The following is a 19,657-nucleotide window of genomic DNA, read 5'->3' on the forward strand; positions in this document are numbered from 1 at the left end:
AAAAATTTTCCAGAAACGCTTGGTCAGCCGTCAAGTTTCTTTGACGAAACAGTTCCCTTATCGCTACACTATATAATAGAGAGAAAGGAGACGGATACCATGAAACAGCACCTGATTGTATTGGACTTGGACGGAACGCTATTGACCGACCAAAAAGTCATTTCACCTAAGACCAAGCAAACCTTATTCCAAGCAATTGAGGCGGGGCATCAAGTTATGATTGCCACTGGCCGCCCTTACCGTTCGAGTGAACCTTATTATAAAGAGCTAAGCCTGCAGACGCCGATTGTCAATTTCAATGGCGCTTTTGTGCATCATCCTATGAATAATAACTGGGGAACGCACCATACGCCGATTTCACTGGATGTCGTCCATGAAGTCGTCGAGTCAATGCATGACTTCAACTTCCATAACATCATTGCGGAAGTATTGGACGACGTCTATGTCCATCACCACGACGAAAAATTGATGGACATCTTCAGTATGGGAGACCCTAGCATCACGACGGGCGATTTGCGGAATTACCTGCGGGTAGACCCGACTTCGCTGCTGATTCACGCACCTTATGAAAAAGTGGAATTGATCCATGAACATCTGAACTCAGTCCACGCGGAAGTCATCGACCATCGCCGTTGGGGTGCTCCGTGGCACGTTATCGAAATCGTCAAAAGCGGCTTGAACAAAGCGGTCGGAATTGACCGCGTCTCCAAATCACTCGGCATCGCAAAAGAAAACATCATTGCGTTCGGAGATGAAGACAATGATCTTGAAATGATCGATTATGCTGGAGTTGGAGTTGCAATGGGCAACGCCATCGGCCCATTAAAAAATATTGCCAATGAAATCACATTGACGAATAACGATGACGGCATCGCTGAACTGCTGATTGACCGTTTGAAACTAAATAAATAATTGGTTAGAGGTCCAAATTAAAAAGGAGGATTATCATGAAATTATTTGCTGACAGCGCTTCTGATTTGCCGAAACAGTTTTTTGTAGATGAAAACGTGGAATACTTTCCATTGCGCGTCCATATAGGCACTGCGGAATATGAAGACATCCGCACCATCCATTCCAAAACCGTTTACGATGCAATCCGTTCAGACATCCACCCGAAAACGTCGCAAGCTTCTCCTGAAGAAATGATGAACACGTTTGAAAAGTTGGCGAAAGATGGCGAAGAAGGGCTTTATATCGCCTTCTCTTCTGAACTGTCGGGTACATACAATACAGCCGTCATGGTCGCTGACCAGGTCCGCGAAGAGCATCCCGATCTGGACTTGATAATCATCGATTCGAAAGCTGCCTCACTGGGCTACGGAATGATCGTCAAAGAAGCGGCACGCCTCCGCTCTGAAGGCCAGACGCGCACCGCTATCATCGAAACCGTGAATTTTATGGTTGCCCATCTCGAAAGCCTGTTCACGGTTGAAGACCTGGATTATATGGCGAAAGGCGGACGTATTTCAAAAGGCAGCGCTTTTGTCGGCGGGCTATTGAACATCAAACCTCTGCTTCATGTCGAAGACGGTAAATTGGTGCCGATCGAAAAATTGCGCGGCCGAAAAAAAGTCCTGAAACGCATTGTAGAATTGATGAAGGAACGCGGCTCTGATTGGAAGGAACAGACGATTGCAATCAGCCACGGCGACGATATCGAGTATGCACTTATGCTGAAGCATGAAATTGAAGAACAGCTGCAGCCAAAAAATGTGGAAATTTATTTGATCGGTTCTGTCATCGCAGCACATACAGGCCCGGGAACGCTCGCTGTATTTTTCTTAAGCCAAGTGAAAGCCTGAGGTGAACACACAAATGAGGAAGATTGTAATCATTGGGGCGGTCGGCGGCGGCGCAACAGTTGCGGCGCAAATCCGGTTTTATGATAAAGAATCCGCTATTACGGTGTTCGACCGGGATTCGACAATGAGCTATGCTGCTTGCGGCACGCCTTACGCAATTGGCGAAGCAATTGAGAATCCTGAGTCTTTGCTGATGGCAGACCCTTCATCTTTTAAAGAAAAGCGTGATATTCAAGTCCTCCTAAAGCACGAAGCCTTGGAAATCAAACGCAGTGAAAAGGCTGTAACGATAAAAAACATGGCCTCTGGTGAAACATTTGATGAAACTTATGATGTGCTGATCTTGGCAACCGGCGGGTCCGCAATTGTACCTGACATCAAGGGACTGTCATCCGCCGAAGTATTTGTACTCCGGAGTTATGGTGATATGGAGAAAATCAAACAATTCATCAATGAACGCAAGCCTCAAAGCTGCTGCATTTCAGGTGCCGGGTTTATTGGCATCGAAATGGCTGAGAACTTGAAAGAGCTTGGCATTGATGTGAACCTGGTCCATAAATCGCCGCACGTCATGTCGATCCTTGACGAAGACATGTCCGCTTTGGTCAAAACAGAGCTGCAAGCGAATGGCGTAAATGTCAGAACAGGCGTATTCGTAGAGAAAGTTGATGGGAGCGCGCTCACATTATCGAATGGCGATACAATTGAAGCTGATTTCCAAATCATGAGTGTAGGCATCAAGCCCAATACGGAACTGGCTGAAAAAGCTGGGCTGCCCATCGGCGAAACAGGCGGCATCGTAACAAACGATTTCATGCAAACAGCCGATCCGAGTATTTACGCTTTAGGCGATTCGTCAGAAAATGCCGATCTTGTAACAGGGGCTCCTAAGCGGATCCCGCTTGCGTGGCCGGCCCATCGCCAAGCCTACCTGATCGCTCGCCATTTGATCGGCAGCGCCATACCTAAAAACGGCTTGCTCGGCACTTCCATTGCCAAAGTCTTCTCGAAGACTATCGCCATGACCGGATTAAGCGAAACGATGATCCAGGAAAGCGGACTTTCCTACGAAACCGTCGTCCATAAAGGCAATTCAAACGCCGGCTATTATCCCGACCACTCGAGATTAACGTTGAAAGTGCATTACCATCCCGAGACCCGCAAAATTTTGGGTGCTCAATGTTTCGGCGGAAAAGGCGTCGACAAACGGATCGATGTCATCGTCACCGCCATGTTCGCTGGCCTGACTGTAGAAGATTTGCAGGCGCTGGAGCTTTGCTACGCCCCGCCGTATTCTTCACCTAAAGACCCGATCAATATGGTCGGCTATAAAGCGGTTAAATAAGAAAAACCGGTCCTGGAAAAAAGGACCGGTTTTTCTTATTTATTTTTCACTGCTCCGTCAGCTTTGCGTTGTTTTCCTTTTCTCCAGACGAGCCAGATGAAAAACATGAACAATACATAAAGGACAGCAAGGGCAGCCAGATAAGCGGTATTCAGTCCTCTTTCTTCTGTCACGTGGAACGTATCGGCAATTTCACGGTCAAGTGTGATGCGGTAATCGCCATTGCTTTCCTGGCGCACCACATCGCTTTCAAACAATCCGCGCATTTCTTTATCGCTGCCGATTTCTGATGCAGGGATGCTGATGCTTTTCGTCGACGATGAGTTGTTGATTGCAACGATCCACATTTCCTCTTCATTGAAGCGCTTATAGACTATCCAGCCGTCTTCTTCATGAAGCACTTCGGTTTCGCCTGTGCGCATTGCCTCAGACGAGTTTCGCAGCGAATTCAAATTCGTGATGTGGTCAATCAACTCTTCTTCCACTGCCAAATCCATAATCTGATGCGACTCAGGCAGCTCACTGCCGTTCATCGCTGTTTCCGAACCGTATTGAACGACGGGTATCCCTGGCATCGTCAGAAGCTGGGTCATAATCAGGCGCCAGCGCGTCGGCGGAAATCCTCTTTCTGCAACGGCGTCGGCAGTAAACCGGGAACCGAGCAGCGAATCGACGCGGACCAGGTCTCCTGAGCTTTCCTCGATAAGTTCCGGAAGGCCGGAAGAATCTTGGTCGAAGTTCTTATAGCTGTTTCTGAGCACTTCTTCCGCATCAGGCAAGACAACTGCGTCCATGCCATCTATCCCTTCACTTTCCTGGTCATTGATGAGGTAGATGTCCCGAATATTTTTCATTTCGCTGGAAAAGATTTCGATAAACTCAGCATCGACCTTATCCGTTTCCACCAAACGCAACCCGTCAACTTCATATTTCTTGATGAAATCACCGATAGCGACCACCAATTGCTTTTGGACTTCCGCATTCGATGTATCAAGCGCTAATGTACCATCTTCGTTCTTAGTAAACCATTCCGGGTTTTCAGCCGCCCAAGCGTGATCTGCGCTCAAGCTTTGCGTCGGAATGTCCACCATGACTTTCATGTCTTCCTTATGGCTTTGCTCAATAAGGGCCTGAAGTTCTTCTTCAGTTCCGAAATGGCGCTCCAACTGGCTATAATCCAACACAGTTTTGCCGTCATATGTAGAAGTGGCAAAAACGGAGCCAATCGACATCATCGTGAAGCCCATGTCTTTAATGTGCATCATTTGATCTGACAGCCCGGCAAAATCCCCGCCGCTGAATGCCGCTGGATCTTGTGCGCTCACTTCAAAATCATTGTCGATTTTTTTATTGAAATATCGGTCAACCAATACATCGTAGATGATTTCGTCTTCAATCGACCGTTCTTCTGCCGCTGCAGCGGGTTCGATCGGACTTAACACCAGTGCTCCGATCAGCACGCTTACTAGCCATTTTGCTTTCAATCCAATATCCTCCCTCAATGAGGCTCATTTAATCCGTTTCACTCGGTCTATTTTATCAAAAATTCACAGTTCCCTGTTGAAGAAAATGCAAATAACCGACAGTTGTCCGGCAGTTTCGTCTAAACTGTGAATTTCAACATAAAAAAACAGGCGCGAAATGCGCCTGTTTCTTTAAAGGTCATGCCAGAAAATTAATGCCCACTGGCAATTTGAAGCCTAGGAACATTGTTACAAATAAGAATACTGCGAACAATGCCCAGAATAAAGTGACCGGTTTTTGTTTTTTCGAGCGGACCAGCACCATTTCCATCATGCCGATTGTCAAAATTCCGAACAGGAACTTCATGCCGTATAACATTGCATCATAAGAAGAATGCTCGACGAACAAAGTCAATCCAGAAATCACAATCAGAATGTAGAACAAGCGAAGGACCATGTGTGTAATTTTGCGTCCTTTGCTTTCTTTGGCCATGAATGCAGCCACTAAAAACAGGACAATCCCGATGACCCAAGTCGTAATGTGCAAATGTGTAGTATCAGTTAAAAAAGCCAAATCGTCACCTCTTCTAAAATAGTCTTTTTCAGTTTAGCATAACTCTGCACCTAAAAGACATGTTTGCCGTTATGACAAATGTGTGACGAGTGTGCCGATCGATTCGATTGATACTTTCACGGTGTCCCCAGCCTTCAGGTATTTTGGCGGGTTAAACCCTTTGCCCACTCCTGCAGGTGTTCCTGTCAAAATCACATCCCCTGGTTCCAACGCGATGTATTTCGACACTTCCGAAATGATGTCATCAACACGGCGGATCATATTTTCCGTATTGCCATTCTGGCGTACTTCATCATTTACTTTAGTGACGACGGAAAGGTTCTGTGATTGCGGAATCTCATCTTTGGTGACGAGATATGGTCCCATCGGACAAGAACCTTCAAGGCTTTTTCCTAAGAAATACTGTTGGTGTTTCGTTTGCAGATCGCGTGCCGTCAAATCATTGGCGATCGTATATCCGAAGACATAATCGTAAGCCATTTGCTTTGGAATTTTTTTGCCTGCCTTACCGACAACAATAGCCAATTCGCCTTCATAATCATAAGCTTCTGTTAGGTCGCTGTGAACTGAAACCGTGGCTTCGTCTCCAACAATGGTGCTTGGTGTTTTAGTGAAGACCACCATTTCCACAGGTGCTTCTGCACCCATTTCCTTCGCGTGGTCCGCGTAATTCTTGCCGACGCAGATAATATTTTTAGGTGTTCGTGTAATTGGCGCTAGCCATTCGATATCTGAAAAAGAGAGTTTGAATTGCTCAGGATGTTCAGATTTTCCAGCTGCTTCAATCAGTTTCCGCATTTGTTCAACAAATTCCATTCCCTCGGAAACCCCTTCAACAAGCTTTTGTGGAAAAGAAGGCAACACTTCCAGCTCTTGCTGAATTGCTAATACATCCCATACAGCTTCTTCTTTCTTAACTTTCGGTCCAAAACGTTCTTCCCCTTCAAATCGAAAAGATAACAGCTTCATACTTCAAACACTCCTTTTCTATGATTCCATTCATTATACACATTCATTGTTTTGAATTGTTGCTTTTTTCGAAATTTCGTCCGTAAGTCGCTTTTTTCCATACAAACTCAAGTGGTCCTTGTGAAAATTTAGAAAACCATATTTCTGCAAAAATAAGCTGGACCGTAAAAATCCCTAATGCAATCAATGTGCCGACCGCTATGTCCACCTGGCCGTAAAGCCCGAATCCATAAGAATAGAAGATGAATGTCGCAATCAATGATTGCATGATGTAAATGGTCATCGACATGCGCCCCGCATTGGCAAGCGGGTGGAATAGTTTGCGGAAGCCTTCGAAGCGCGACAGCAGAACGATTGCCGCAGCATAGCCGATTGAAACTAACGGTCCCCCCAGGGAATCCTGGATATACATGAACGCATAGTTTTTTTCAAAAATAAACGGCGTGGATTTTAACAGAAGACCTAACCCCAATCCTGCAACAGCCAGCGCTGTCCATATGCCCTTCAGCTTTGATGCCCGTTCGACAAGCCGCCATTTAGCAGCAGCCGCTCCGAGCATCATATGAGGAAGAATCATCACCAGCAGCAACAGATAAGTCGATGGGTTATTTCCGTTCAGCCAATCATCCAACCGCTGGCGGAAAATCTCCGCGAATGAGCCCTTCGGATAAGCCGACAGCGAATTTTGGACTTCTTGCATGCCCGTGTAGAAATTCGGATCCACCGACACCGCGATGAACATCAACACAGTCATGAAAAACTGCGGGATGGCATACAGCAACGCTGCAAATCCCAATAGCCATGCCGGAGGCAGCCGAAGCATGCCTATCAGCAAGATTCCTGACACAGCATAAGTGATCAGTATATCCCCGTACCAAATTAAAAACGCATGCACAATGCCGATCAGCAGCAGGAAAGCCAGCCGTTTCACCGCCAGCGGCGCGAATCTCCGCCCGCTCTTCTGTGCTTTAACGAACTGCATTGCTAAACCATACCCGAATAACATAGAAAATAACGGATAAAAACTTGCTTGCACAAATATATCCAGAAAAGTGAATACTTCTGTATCCCATTCGCCGTCAAACCAGCTATAAGGATCAATATATGAAAATGGTGAGTGGAACGCAGGCATATTGATCAACAGGATTCCAAGAAGCGCAAAGCCTCTCATCAAGTCCAATGCCTCGATGCGTTCGTTTGTAGCCACAGGTTGTATTTTCACTTCAATCCCCCTAAATCTTCTCTATACGGTCAGCCGCGAACAAATACAAAAGGCGCTCTTGGATGCGGATTTGCAAGATAGCCTCTGCCGCTTCCTGGTAAACGGCTAATTGCACACCGTAGCGCGATGCCATTTCCTTTCCGATTTCCGCGATGCCCATGACACTATCCGTTTTATAATCCAGCAGAACCCAGCCTTCCTCTTCTTCAAAAAGGCAGTCTATAATCCCTTGGATGATTTGGTGGTCGCCATCCTGGTCTTTTTTCGCATAGGTAAAGGGAACTTCGCGTTTGATATTTTTGGCCCTTGACAAGCGGCCGTATAACTCACTGCTGTAAAATTTGCTGATGCTGCTGGCGCGGACAGCTTTTCCTTCGTCCTCAGACAATATCTCCTTGCCTACCAGCTCTTTTATGAATTCCTGGATTTCAGGCACAGACATTTTTTTGTGGAGTGGAATATGCTGCATAACAGCATGGACGGCAGTGCCGACATCTGCAGCCGACATGCGTTTTTCCTGCATGAAGTCCGGACGGTGGGCCAATGCGCGCTTAGGCGTGCCACCAGCTGCACTGATAAATGATTCTGGTTCATCCAGCCGCTGCAGCATTTGCAGGCGCTTCATCTCTGAGACAGACTGCTTCGACCTTTTCTCGACCGCTTGCTGATGCGGATAGCGGAAATCGAAACGATGCAAAACTTCATCCGTGTAATCGGCATCCCCTGTTTCGGCATGCAGCAATTCTTCGACATCCAGTACTGCTGGCAGCAACGAAGTGGATTCGATGATGCTGACATGGAAACGGGAATGGTGCGGCAATTGCTGGCCGCCAGTGCCGAAGATTTCGGCCGCATCCGGATGGCGCGACAATGCCGGCCCGATCCAATCGAGATACGTTTTTGCGCGTGAACGCAGGAAATCAGGCATCAAAATCTGCGGTGAGTTGACCTTCCATTTTCCAAGCAGCCGGTCAATGTCTTTAACTGAAGCCGTCATATACAGCCGTTCTTTGGCTCGTGTCATCGCGACGTACAAAACCCGCATTTCTTCCGCTTTCATCTGCAGCTGCTTCATTTCTTTGACCGCTAAAAATGGCAAAGACGTATATTCCAACCGGGTATCGGGGTTGATGGCTTTTACCGCTAACCCATAATCCTGGTCAAATAAATAAGACTTCCGAAAATCCATTTCATTGAACGCACGTCCCGTACCGGCAAAAAAGACCACTGGAAATTCCAGGCCTTTCGATTTATGGACGGTCATCAACCGCACGACATTCTCTTTTTCACTCAATGATTTGGCAGTTCCCAAATCATCTCCGCGTTCACGCATCCGGTCAATAAAGCGCAAAAAGCGGAACAACCCTCGGAATGAGGTTTTTTCGTATTCCAATGCCCGGTCATGCAGCGCACGCAAATTCGCTTGGCGCTGCTTGCCATTCGACATGGCCCCGGCCATTTCGTAATAATTCGTGTCCAAGTATACCTGCCAAATCAATTCAGCAAGAGAGCCTCTGCGCGCCAGATTGCGCCAATCCTCCAGCTGGTAAGTAAAGCGCTGAAGTTTTTCCGCTGCAGCCGGATCGATGCCGCTGCCGCTCCGGATAAAGGTCTTCATCGCTTCATAGAACGAGGCGTTTGGTGCAGCCAGGCGAATTTCCGCCAACTCGTTTTCTTTCATGCCGATGAATGGCGCACGCAGCACCGAGGCCAGCGGGATATCCTGGTATGGGTTATCGATGACACGTAATGTATTTAGCATGATCATGACTTCCAGTGCATCAAAATAGCCGCCGGTGAGTTCTGCATATAGCGGAATGCCTGCCGCCTTGAACTCATCCGAAAAATCGCCCGACCACGTCATGGATCTCATCAATACGACGATATCGCTGTATTCCAGCGGACGATTATCCTGTTTCCATGGATCATAGACGAGCGTCCCTTGTTCCATAAGCTTGTGGATCTCACCTGCAATGAAGCGGGCCTCCCATTGCGACTTCGCCATATCATCTTCCGGTTCTTCTTCGGTTTCCGGCTCATGGATCAACGCCAATTCGAGCGGCACTTCCATTTCCGGGAACGGGGCTTGATGCTTCAATTCAGCAGACGCATCGTATGTGATTTCCCCGACACGCTCCCCCATGATCTGTGAAAATATATAATTTGTGCCATCGAGGATTTCTTTGCGGCTTCTGAAATTGGCGTTCAAATCGATTTTCAGGCCGGTGCCTTCCGCTTCAGCTGTGAAGCGTGAATATTTGCCGAGAAACAGCATCGGTTCCGCCAAACGGAAGCGGTAGATCGACTGCTTGACGTCCCCCACCATGAACAAATTGCCGGCTGCTTCTGTGCCGGATTTCACCAGCGACAGGATTTTTTCCTGCAGCATATTCGTATCCTGGTATTCATCCACGAGCACTTCCTTGAATTGCCGCTGGTAATCTTTCGCAATATCCGAAGGATTTCCTCCGTCACTCAAAATCTGCAGCGCGTAATGCTCCAAATCCGAAAAATCGACAAGCGCCCGGTCAATCTTCAACGCTTTATAACGTGAACCAAAAGTCTTCGTTAAAGCCGTCAATGTTTCCATTAAAGGCGCCATTTCACGCATTTCCTCCAGCAGCCGTTTGGGTCCCCTGGTAAAATAAGACTCAAATATGCCGTTGACCAGTTTTTTCACTTCGTTGCGGCGCGCCTTGGCTTCTTCCGCCAGTTTCGGGTCGCATGAATCTTTTTTAATGGATGCCGCTTTTGGCCATGCCATGGATTTACTCAGTTCATGCAGGCTTTTCCACGATTCATCCAGTGCTTCAATTGCTGCCTTGATGACCGCAATATCCAAATCGAATGTGCCCGCAAGGACTTCTGGCCCTTCCGGTTCGAGTGCCAACGCTTTGCCTTCAAATGCCAATTGCAGCGCTTCATCAAAAGCATGGCGGATCGCCATTTTCAAATCACCGATAAATGGCAAATCATCAATCGACGCAGTTTCCGGCACTGCATAAAGTGCCGGCACTTGGTCCAGCCATTGCTCAGGTTCAGGATGGACGCGCGAATAATCATACAGTTTATTCAACAGAACTTCCATCGCCTGGTCGTTGCGGTCTGATGTAAAACTATCCGCTAAGCGGTAGACAGCTTCAGCCCCGTCACCTTCATAAGCTTCTTCAAGCACTGCTTCGAGCACATCGTCGCGCAAGAGTGCCGCTTCGGTTTCATTGGCGATGCGGAACCCCGGATCGATTTCAAGCAGGTACGCATATTGCTTCACCACTTGCAGGCAGAATGAATGCAAGGTCGAAATTTGCGCTTTATTGATAAGGCGCAATTGCTTCCGCAAATGCTTCGATTCCGGATTTTCAGCCACTGCTTTTTCCAGTGCCCGCAGCATGCGGTGCCGCATTTCAGCGGCTGATGCGTTGGTGAATGTCACGACGAGCAATTCATCGACGGAAATCGGATCGTCTTCCGCCAGCACTTTTTCAATCATCCGGTTGATGAGGACTGCAGTCTTTCCGGAGCCAGCCGCCGCGGACACGAGCATGTCCTGCCCTTTTGCCCAAATGGCCTGCCACTGTTCGTCTGTCCAGGTGGCATCAGTTGGTTTGTTCGGTATCATCGCCTGCAGCCTCCTTTCGAATAAGTTCAATTGCCTTGTCCGTGTTCAAAACAGGCAGTTTGCGGTAATGCTGGTCAGGATCTGCCGGATCGAACTGGCAGACAGACCGATAAGAACAAAACTGGCATGGTGTCTGTTCCTTTACTTTATAGGGTGTGATTTGAGTATCGCCTTCCAGGATGCCGTTGCCGGCAGCCTGATGTTTGCCGCGGACAAATCTGCGGATCGCCTGCATATCTTCTTTCACTACGGTTTTCGACTGGGATGTGGAAATTTCCCCGCTTTTATTCAGGCGCACCGGAATGACGTTGGAATAGCCGTCGATGCCGCTGTCCATCGCCTCGATGACTTCGGGATCTTCAACAAGCAGCCCATTCATCTTGAATGATTTGGCCACTTCTTCTTCTATTTCATCGGCTGTCATCAGCTTCGAAAGTTTCAGCATCGGGTTGTGCATGTGGAAATATAACACGCCGGCCGGTTCTGCCGGCGTGCCAAGAATGCGTTCCGAATTGTCGAGGGCTACGTCCAGATAAGTGAATGTCTGCAACGACAGCCCGTGGTAGACATCGCCCAGTTCAAGGCCTTGTTTCGATGATTTATAATCGACGATGCGGATATACGGCTTGTCATGGATTTCCGTTGAATCGATGCGATCGATGCGTCCTCGGATATTCATGAGCCGCCCCTTGTGCAAAGGCACTTCCAGCGGCGGAATCGATTCTTTCAGGCCAAAACTGACATCCATCGCTACTGGCTTGAAGCCCGTCACTTTCGCATGCTTGCCAAGCATGAATGCGGTCTGCCGGATAATGGCTTCAAGTTTATGCTGGATATAGCGGTAGCGATGGGAACTCATCAAGATGTGATTGACAAAATAAGGTGATAATTGATCGATGGCAGCCTTTGCCAGCTCATTGCATTGCTTCTGGCTCAGCGAAGACCAAGAAACGCCCAGCCTTGCAACTTCATCGGAAATCCATTTGATGGCGGCATGGAACAGATCTCCCATTGCCGGGGCAGCCAGTTTGTATTGGCTCCGCTCCTCAAGCCTCAGGCCGTAGGAGACGTATTGCGCAAACGGACAGCTGAAATACGTTTCCACCCTTGAGACGCTTGATGCAAGCGTGGTGCCGTACAATGGCTCTGCGATTTCCTCGCGCAGCGTGTCAGCTGTGTTGGGTTTAATCGGCTCCAAAATCCTTGAGACAACCGAAGACCACAACGGATCTTCCCGGTAATAAGCGAGAACTGCACGCCATTCCGCCGCCAACTTTCCGCCGCGCAGCTGAGACGTCAGATAGGAAAGAGTGGCGCGCGGATGTGAGATATAGTCCAGTGGCGCTGCATCTTTCAGTTCCGCCGGATCGATGGCAGCCGGCGTCAAAGCGATGCCGAACATATCCTGAAGCTTTTGAATGTAAAGTGAAGGCAGCAATGCTTTGCCTTCTTCATCTGCAATCGGATAAGACACAGTAAGCGAATCCGAAGCGGATGTAAATGTCCGGTAAGCCATATAAGTCTCATCCATCAAACGGCTTTTGGAAGTCGGAGCCAATTCAAAACCGATTTTGGCAAACCATTCCCTGTCCGTATCCGTCAGCAAACCTTCTTGCTCGACGCGTTTTGGCAATATGCCGTCATTCGCGCCGATGACAAAGACCGATTTGATGTCCATCAAACGGGCCAAGTCCATTTTTGAAACCGTCACCTGGTCCAGTGAAGGCGGAATCCGTGAAAATTCCAAAGTCTCAAAACCTTCATCCAGAATTTTGGCAGCGGCCGGCAAACCGATTTCCTGGTCGCCGAACATGAGGACGAATTGATCGAGCACTGCCACCCATTGGTTCCATGCCTGTTCGTGCTCGGCAGCAGCCAATAAACGGTGCTCCCTTTCCTCGCGGTCTTTGAGTGTCTGCAATTTGCTGTAAACGTCCTGTTCTTCGATGAACAGAAAAAGCGCCTCTGCAAAATCGCGGCCTGTCCGGCAGCTGCTGAAGTTTTCCTTCAGGCGTGAAAGCGGATCCCGAATGAGATCGCGCACAGCATGAAGCTCAACTTGCGCCGCACGCTCTTCGTCGGTCTGGATGCCGGTATGCATCTCGAGCCCACGGTATTTCTTGAAAAGCCAGCGTTTTTCATCAAACCAGCGATCGCCGAAAATGCCATTGGCGATGACGAAGTTTTCGAGCAGATCGCTTCGCTCGCGCCATTTCAAGACACTTGCTTCCGGGAAAAACAGATCTGTCTTGACCGCCCGGAAAACAGGTTCATATGAATAATTGGAAAGCACAGCTTCGAGTACCGAACGGCTGAATTCAATCAGCGGATGGTGCAGCATCGTTTTCTTTTGGCTGATAAAATAGGGGATATCGTATTGCGGAAGAATGGTATTGATCAATTCGTCATACACTTCCGGCTGGCGGTACAGCACAGCAATCTCGTTATAGCGCATCCCTTCCTGCGCTTGGCGCCGGATAGACCGTGCCATTGAGTGGACTTCTGCCCGGCGGTTTGATGCTTCCACTAAACGGATGTGGCTCCGCGACTCGGAAACCGGCTGCGGGTAATCATCGAAATGCCTCTCTAAATGGGCAAGTTCCGGGTTCGTGAAACGCCGTTGCATTTCCATATGGATCGGATGGTCGACATCTACGCTTTCTTTCCGTGCAAAGTCGGTCAGCCGCTGCGCCGTATTTGCGGACTGGTGGAAAAGCGCCTGTTCATCCTTTCCATCAGAAGAATTATCCATCGGCAGGGCAATCGTTACATTTTTTGCGTATTTCATCAGTTCCACGATGATCTCGTATTCACGGGCAGTGAATGACACAAATCCATCGATATAGATATCAGCGGATTTCACAAGTTCTGAATGCCGGATTTTTTCAGCCAATAACGCCAAATGGCCTTCGGAATCGACGAACACTTTCCCAAGGCGGCTTTCTATTTCAGCTAAGATCAATTCCAAATCTGCTGCTTTGTCGAGTAGCGTTCGCGGAGCACCGGCAGTTTGCAATGAAGTGCGGATAGTCGACAGCTCTCCGCAATCGACACAATACCGGGCGAACTCTTTCACCAATTGCTCAATCTGATCAGTGAACCCGCGCTTGCCTGCAGCTCTGCGGAAAAGTTGGAACTCTTCTTTGTGTTCTTCAAGCAGGCTGCGGATCAGCATCCGGTAGCCGAAAGCATCCACTTCCTTGCGGCTGATGCCGCCGACTTCCTGCAGTACGCGCCATGCCAGGCGCTTGAATGTCACTGCCTGCGCGCGGATCATGCCGTTCATGCCGTACGCAGAAGAAAGCCGATACTCCGTAGAGAATGACATTTGATCCGGAACGATGAAAAATATAGGATCCCCGTCTCTGCTGCGCTTCAATTCTTCAGCAATTTCTTCCTGTATGAACCTGGTTTTGCCGGAACCTGCACGCCCATAGACAATTCGCAATGACACATAACCACTCCTTTTTAGGAACATTTGTTCTTATTATATAAGAAAAACAGGTGGATTGCCACTTTCCGCAGCCTTCTCACCCCTGTTTTTTATTATTTTCCCCAGCTTGCCTGAAGTCTTCTTCCACCCTTTTATGCAGCCTTTTTTCAAATATCTTTCCGACCACATAGAGAATCACAATAACTGCAATGACGATGGCCGTCCGCAGCGGCTGCGTGAAAAGCGCACGGATGTCATAGCCGACAAACGAAATGATGAATACCATGACCAATTTGCCGGCCATCACCGTCAATAAATAATAATGCCGGCTGATATTCGACAGGCCCGCCACTAAGTTGACCAATGCCGATGGTGTAAACGGAAAGCATAATAACAAGAATAACGGGCCGAATCCATTGCGCTCCACCCAGCGGATTAATTTCTGCACTTTTTCATGGCGCGTCATGAAATTCATGAAGCGCGCTTGCCCATACTTTCGCACGATCAAGAAGACGGCGTAAGCCCCTACCACTGTGCCAAGCCATGACAGCAGAAATCCGAACCACAATCCATACGCTGTGGCATTCGCGAAGACAAATACGAAGAGCGGCAGAAATGGCAAAAACGCTTCCAGAAATGGCAGTAAAAATCCGATAAGCGGACCAAATGCCCGATAAGATTGCGTTAATTCAATAATATTTTCCAATGAAAAAAAGTCAGCCATTACGCCCATCCTCTGCCTCTGTTATAGATTTCATGTATGTGACCAATAAGCAGCGGATCCGATTAAATCAAAGGAACTCGCAGACTTTGGCCGCTATTTTTGCACTATACTTCTTAAGCCGAATTATCTTATGATAGACTATATTGATTACTTTACACTCTTTTCCCTCATTTGGAAAAGAGAAATACTTTACATAAGGAGTTTGCCACATGACGGAACGCGGTTTTATAGCTGGGCTGAAAGCCGGCACCAGCATTGCAATTGGCTATTTCCCGGTAGCCCTGACATTCGGGCTGCTGGCAAAGACCACAGGATTGTCATTAATCGAAGCGACGGCCATGAGCATTTTCGTCTTCGCGGGAGCAGCTCAATATATTTCGCTGACCCTTATCACCGCAGGTGTCGCACCAATCCTGATCGTCCTGAACACGTTCGTCGTCAATATCCGCCACTTTCTGATGACAGCAGCGTTGAATGAAAAGATGGAACCTGCGGCTGTCTGGAAAAAAGCGTTGTACGCCTTCGGAATTACAGATGAATCGTTTGCAGTTTTAGCTATCCAGGAAGACAACAAAGTACGCACATCATTTGCAGCAGGAGTCATTGCCATCTCATACGGCAGCTGGGTCGTATTCACCGCTATTGGCCATTTGATCGGAGCCAATCTGCCCCAATTTCTGCAAGCTGCCATGTCGATTGCGCTCTATGCTATGTTCGTCGGCCTTTTAGTTCCTTCAATGCGAGGAAACCGCAAAGTATTCAGCCTGGCGGCAATTGCCGGAATCATCAACTCCGTCTTCTACTTCACCGGGTGGCTATCCACAGGCTGGGCAATCCTGTTTTCCACACTCGCTTCCGCGGTCATCATTGAAATCATTTCTTCGAAAGGTGTGAAAACATAATGAGCGATTGGTTCTGGTGGATGATTTTAGGCATGGCACTTGTAACTTACTTGCCGCGTGCTATTCCTCTGACATTTTTGGAAGGCCGCGAACTGCCGGACGCCATTCAGCGAATTCTGCGTAATATTCCTTACGCCGTATTGGGTGCTTTGATTTTTCCGGCGATCTTGTTTATCCAGGAGAATAATATCTGGTTCGGGGCCATCGGAGCGGCTGCCGCTTTCGGCATCGCTTTGACTGGCGCCAACGTCATGCTGGTCGTGCTGGGTTCCATTTCTGTCCTAGCTGCCTATAGTCTGTTTTTCTCCTAAAAAAAAGCCGTCACTCATCTTCATGAGTTTCGGCTTTTTTCGTGCGGTGATACATCCGGGAAGCATACCAGAACCCCGATGTCAGGGAAGCAGCGTTTACGGCATATAAAAACCACGTATTGGTGTATCCTGCATAAACTGCAGCTGCAATCAATGCAACCGTTAAAATCAGCCCCACAATGTGATTGAAAGTGACCCTTGTAAAGAGCACAACCAGGAGGCCAGGGATCAGCAGGGACAATAAAAACTTTGTAAGCATTGATTCCATTTTATTAGCTCCTTATTTAACGACGATGAGCCCCAAGCGATGGTGGTCATGCCGGAAAATAACGTGTTGGCGCAGCCTTACTTCCCGGCTGTGGTCAAGCACTTCAAGCCGGCAATGGGCAGCATTCACTTGGATCGCTTCATATAATTCCATTTCGTTTGATACCGATAAGCCATTGACTTTTCGGATCACTTCTCCGCGCATCAAGCCCATCTTATGTGCCGGCGAATCCGGCAGCACGTCGATAATCATCACTCCAAGAGCTTGCGGTGCCACTGCATTATTGCCTTGGCGTTCTTTCAACTCAAAATTCACAGCAATCGCAAGTCGCGCAGCTGCACCGGCAATCAGTGCGATGAAAGCAAGCGGCTCCCATAACACGGCTCCAAGGGACAGCAAGATAATTGCCGCACCAAGTTTCCAGACCAGATTCCCGATTGCCGGATATAAATAAATCGGCATCGTTTTTCTTGCACGGCTTTGAAAACCGAAAACCATTGGAAACAGGATGAACGAAAACATGCTTTGCCCGATTGGCAATTGCGGCCAGTACGGCGCGTATGATTCGATAAGATCGCCCGGCACAACCAGCAGCACTGGCAGCAGCCATAGGCGTTTTGCCGTATAAGCTGCTGCTGCCAGCCCTCTGGAAGAGGTTTCAAGCCTTGGCGAGGCGGCTTCCGCTCCGTGCTTGCGGATCAGCAAGCCCTCGGCCACCACCATAGCCCCAGAAATCAATGCGACTGGCACAAGCCAGTCCCAATTGACCGCGTAGCCGCTATAACTAATTATTCCAAGATCCACATTCCATTCGTTGGTTCGGAATAACCATCCGATGAAGACAGCAGCCAATGCCAAATAAATGAAAGAGCCTAGCTGATAAACACTTGCCACCATGAGTAAAATAGCCACGGCACTCAAAGCGATCAGCCATTCAATCGGCACTACTAAACCGATGCCGGCAAAAAGCACTGAAAAGACAAGCGCGAACAGCAATCCGTCTTTCACAAGCCCGGCAAATTCCCGCCAGCCCCAAATTATGCGTGTCCGAAACATTTTCCGCTCTTTCTTGACTCGGAAGTAGCCGAGCAGCACAGCTGCCAACAAAGCTATGTAAAAAACAGGGTTTATAAAAAATCTTCCTATGTCCAGCAACGCATCCATTATCACTTTTTACACCTTCCTATTCACAGCCACTTGCATTTCTTCCCATTGTACCAAAGAAACAGCGCTCACTGCACTTCTTTTTCAGTTTACAAACGCCGCGCCCAGCTGCGTTAAAATATCTTCGGCGCCTTCAATTCCAGCTGATAAACGGATTACTTGGCGCGTAACGCCAATTTTCTCTTTTTCTTCGAGGGACAGCGCCCGATGGGAAGTGCCGAACGGGTAAGAAACCGTCGTTTCCACTCCAGCCAAGGTAGGAACAATTTTGATCCAGCCCAGTGATGAAAAGAATTTGGAAACATCTATTGATTCAGGCAATGCGAATGTAACAATCGCGCCCATTCCCGGATACCAGACTTGCGCTTTACCTTCAAGAAACGCTGCAATTGCAGCCGCATTTTCTGTCTGTGCCTTCATTCGAACCGCTAGCGTCTTGATGCCTCGGATCGTCAGCCATGCTTCAAATGGGCTTAGATTCATTCCCAGGTTAACGATGCGGCTCTCAGCCACCCGAATCAAGTCGGCGTCACCAACAAGCACGCCTGCCGTCACATCGCTATGGCCTCCAAGATATTTAGTAGCACTATGCGCAACAAGATCTGCGCCTAGAGCATAAGGCTGAATCGTATACGGGGTTGCGAACGTATTGTCGATCATCAGCTTCACACCGTAATGCTTCTTCAATTGTTCAAGTACCGCAAGATCTTCAACTCTTAGAAATGGATTAGTAATGGATTCACTGAAAATCAGTTTCACTTCCGGGTAGTCGATCAGAATTTGTTCAACTTGGCTAAGGTCGGTGAAATCAGCAAAATGGACAGTCATGCCCAGGTGCACCAATTCTTCCTTCAGTAAATGGAACGTGCCGCCATATACATCTTCAGCTGCAAGGATATGGTCGCCTGAACCAGCGACAGCGAGAATCCCAGCAAGTATCGCTGACATGCCAGAAGATGCCGCAACTCCGCGTGGCGCTTCTTCTAGATCCGCAACCGTTTGGCCAAGCGCGTCGGTATTCGGATTGGCTGTCCGGGAATAAAGATAGGTGCCATTCCCTTCATAATAGCCTTCCAATTCTTCTAATGAAGAAAAAGCAAATGCTGAAGTTTGGTAAAGCGGCATCACTTTCGGTTGGATGGTGCGTTCTTTCATAGATGCGGTATGCACTGATTTCGTGTTAATCGAGTTCATCTTTTATCCCCCTAATCCATAGTCGATATGATGTTTTCAATTGTAGCTTGGTCCATCGGCCCCACAAACTTCGTTTGGACGCGACCTTGTGTATCCAGTATATAGGAAGTCGGTATTGTCACAGCCTGATACAACGAGCCAATTTCTCCCTTTTCATCCATCGGAATCGGGAATGACAATCCATACTCTTCTTTAAATGTCTTGATTTTTTCCAATCCATGATCTTCTTTTGTTAAGTTCACTGCTAAAATTTCCACATTATCTGAAGCTGCCTGCTCTTCATAATATGCCTGCATATGAGGCATTTCGGCCCGGCATGGCGGACACCAAGTAGCCCAGAAATTCAAAATCACTTTTTTTCCTTTGTAATCGGACAGCTTGACCCTTTCGCCGTCCAACGTCGTCAATTCGAAATCGGGAGCCATTTCACCTTTTGCCAGCCCTTGCTCAGTTGCCAAAAAATCAACGTCGCTGCCAAGTGCGATATTGTCGAATTCCGTGGTTTTTTCAATATTGTCTTTTACCACTCCGGCAATCGCTACCCCGATCAATACCGCAACCAGTGTCAAGCCGATCAGTTTTTTCGACATTGCTTTTTCACCTCGCCTAACTTTCATCATACGATAAACCAAGGGCTGAAATCCACTATGCCAGACATTGATTTGTG

At 48.1% G+C, this 19,657-nt stretch carries 16 protein-coding genes; 5 read left to right on the forward strand and 11 right to left on the reverse strand.

The window, feature by feature from the left end; genetic code table 11:
* Positions 1–99 precede the first annotated feature (99 nt).
* Genes QMA09_RS08820 through QMA09_RS08830 form a run of 3 tightly spaced genes read left to right on the forward strand, consistent with a single transcriptional unit; the run spans position 100 to position 3,147 of the window.
* The gene (locus QMA09_RS08820) at positions 100–912 is read left to right on the forward strand and encodes a Cof-type HAD-IIB family hydrolase (protein ID WP_290212819.1); all 813 of its coding nucleotides are present in this window, start codon (positions 100–102) and stop codon (positions 910–912) included.
* Between the two features lie 35 nt (positions 913–947).
* The gene (locus QMA09_RS08825) at positions 948–1,802 is read left to right on the forward strand and encodes a DegV family protein (protein WP_290212821.1); all 855 of its coding nucleotides are present in this window, start codon (positions 948–950) and stop codon (positions 1,800–1,802) included.
* A gap of 13 nt (positions 1,803–1,815) precedes the next feature.
* Complete coding sequence (locus tag QMA09_RS08830; RefSeq protein ID WP_290212822.1) at positions 1,816–3,147, forward strand: CoA-disulfide reductase; 1,332 nt, start codon at positions 1,816–1,818, stop codon at positions 3,145–3,147.
* A 35-nt stretch (positions 3,148–3,182) separates the two neighbouring features.
* Here the strand turns inward: QMA09_RS08830 and QMA09_RS08835 are convergent, their stop codons facing one another.
* The 7 genes from QMA09_RS08835 to QMA09_RS08865 form a co-directional block, all read right to left on the reverse strand.
* Positions 3,183–4,631: an alpha-amylase family glycosyl hydrolase gene (locus tag QMA09_RS08835; RefSeq protein ID WP_290212823.1), complete on the reverse strand. Its 1,449-nt coding sequence runs from the start codon at positions 4,629–4,631 to the stop codon at positions 3,183–3,185.
* Positions 4,632–4,809: 178 nt separating this feature from the next.
* The gene (locus QMA09_RS08840; RefSeq protein ID WP_135502332.1) at positions 4,810–5,184 is read right to left on the reverse strand and encodes a YisL family protein; all 375 of its coding nucleotides are present in this window, start codon (positions 5,182–5,184) and stop codon (positions 4,810–4,812) included.
* 69 nt (positions 5,185–5,253) lie between these two features.
* Positions 5,254–6,153 carry a fumarylacetoacetate hydrolase family protein gene (locus QMA09_RS08845; RefSeq protein ID WP_290212824.1) on the reverse strand — a complete coding sequence of 300 codons (900 nt, stop codon included), beginning with the start codon at positions 6,151–6,153 and terminating at the stop codon, positions 5,254–5,256.
* A gap of 43 nt (positions 6,154–6,196) precedes the next feature.
* Complete coding sequence (locus QMA09_RS08850) at positions 6,197–7,375, reverse strand: DUF418 domain-containing protein (RefSeq protein ID WP_290212825.1); 1,179 nt, start codon at positions 7,373–7,375, stop codon at positions 6,197–6,199.
* 10 nt (positions 7,376–7,385) lie between these two features.
* Positions 7,386–10,994, reverse strand: a complete 3,609-nt coding sequence (gene addA, locus QMA09_RS08855; protein WP_290212826.1) for a helicase-exonuclease AddAB subunit AddA — start codon at positions 10,992–10,994, stop codon at positions 7,386–7,388.
* On the reverse strand, positions 10,972–14,448 hold the full coding sequence (gene addB, locus QMA09_RS08860) for a helicase-exonuclease AddAB subunit AddB (RefSeq protein WP_290212827.1): 3,477 nt from the start codon (positions 14,446–14,448) through the stop codon (positions 10,972–10,974). The genes addA and addB overlap by 23 nt, the downstream gene beginning before the upstream one ends.
* Positions 14,449–14,524: 76 nt before the next feature.
* Entirely contained in the window at positions 14,525–15,151 is a 627-nt protein-coding gene (locus QMA09_RS08865) for a TVP38/TMEM64 family protein (RefSeq protein ID WP_135502322.1), read from the reverse strand.
* A gap of 209 nt (positions 15,152–15,360) precedes the next feature.
* Here QMA09_RS08865 and QMA09_RS08870 point away from each other — a divergent pair, with 209 nt between their 5' ends.
* Both QMA09_RS08870 and QMA09_RS08875 read left to right on the forward strand, forming a co-directional pair.
* Positions 15,361–16,053 carry an AzlC family ABC transporter permease gene (locus tag QMA09_RS08870; RefSeq protein ID WP_290212828.1) on the forward strand — a complete coding sequence of 231 codons (693 nt, stop codon included), beginning with the start codon at positions 15,361–15,363 and terminating at the stop codon, positions 16,051–16,053.
* Positions 16,053–16,364 (forward strand): AzlD domain-containing protein, encoded by a 312-nt coding sequence (locus tag QMA09_RS08875; protein ID WP_135502319.1) that lies wholly within the window; start codon positions 16,053–16,055, stop codon positions 16,362–16,364. The genes QMA09_RS08870 and QMA09_RS08875 overlap by 1 nt, the downstream gene beginning before the upstream one ends.
* 10 nt (positions 16,365–16,374) lie before the next feature.
* On the opposite strand, the gene QMA09_RS08880 is transcribed toward QMA09_RS08875, so the two are convergent.
* The 4 genes from QMA09_RS08880 to QMA09_RS08895 form a co-directional block, all read right to left on the reverse strand.
* Positions 16,375–16,632, reverse strand: coding sequence for a CsbA family protein (locus QMA09_RS08880; protein ID WP_135502317.1), 258 nt, complete (start codon positions 16,630–16,632; stop codon positions 16,375–16,377).
* 12 nt (positions 16,633–16,644) lie between these two features.
* The gene (locus QMA09_RS08885) at positions 16,645–17,796 is read right to left on the reverse strand and encodes a PDZ domain-containing protein (protein WP_290212848.1); all 1,152 of its coding nucleotides are present in this window, start codon (positions 17,794–17,796) and stop codon (positions 16,645–16,647) included.
* Positions 17,797–17,880: 84 nt separating this feature from the next.
* Entirely contained in the window at positions 17,881–18,990 is a 1,110-nt protein-coding gene (locus QMA09_RS08890; protein WP_290212829.1) for a trans-sulfuration enzyme family protein, read from the reverse strand.
* 11 nt (positions 18,991–19,001) lie between these two features.
* Positions 19,002–19,580, reverse strand: a complete 579-nt coding sequence (locus QMA09_RS08895) for a peroxiredoxin family protein (protein ID WP_290212830.1) — start codon at positions 19,578–19,580, stop codon at positions 19,002–19,004.
* Between the last annotated feature and the right edge of the window lie 77 nt (positions 19,581–19,657).

It is taken from the genome of Planococcus sp. APC 3906, from assembly GCF_030407685.1.
Taxonomy (GTDB): Bacteria; Bacillota; Bacilli; order Bacillales_A; family Planococcaceae; genus Planococcus; species Planococcus koreensis.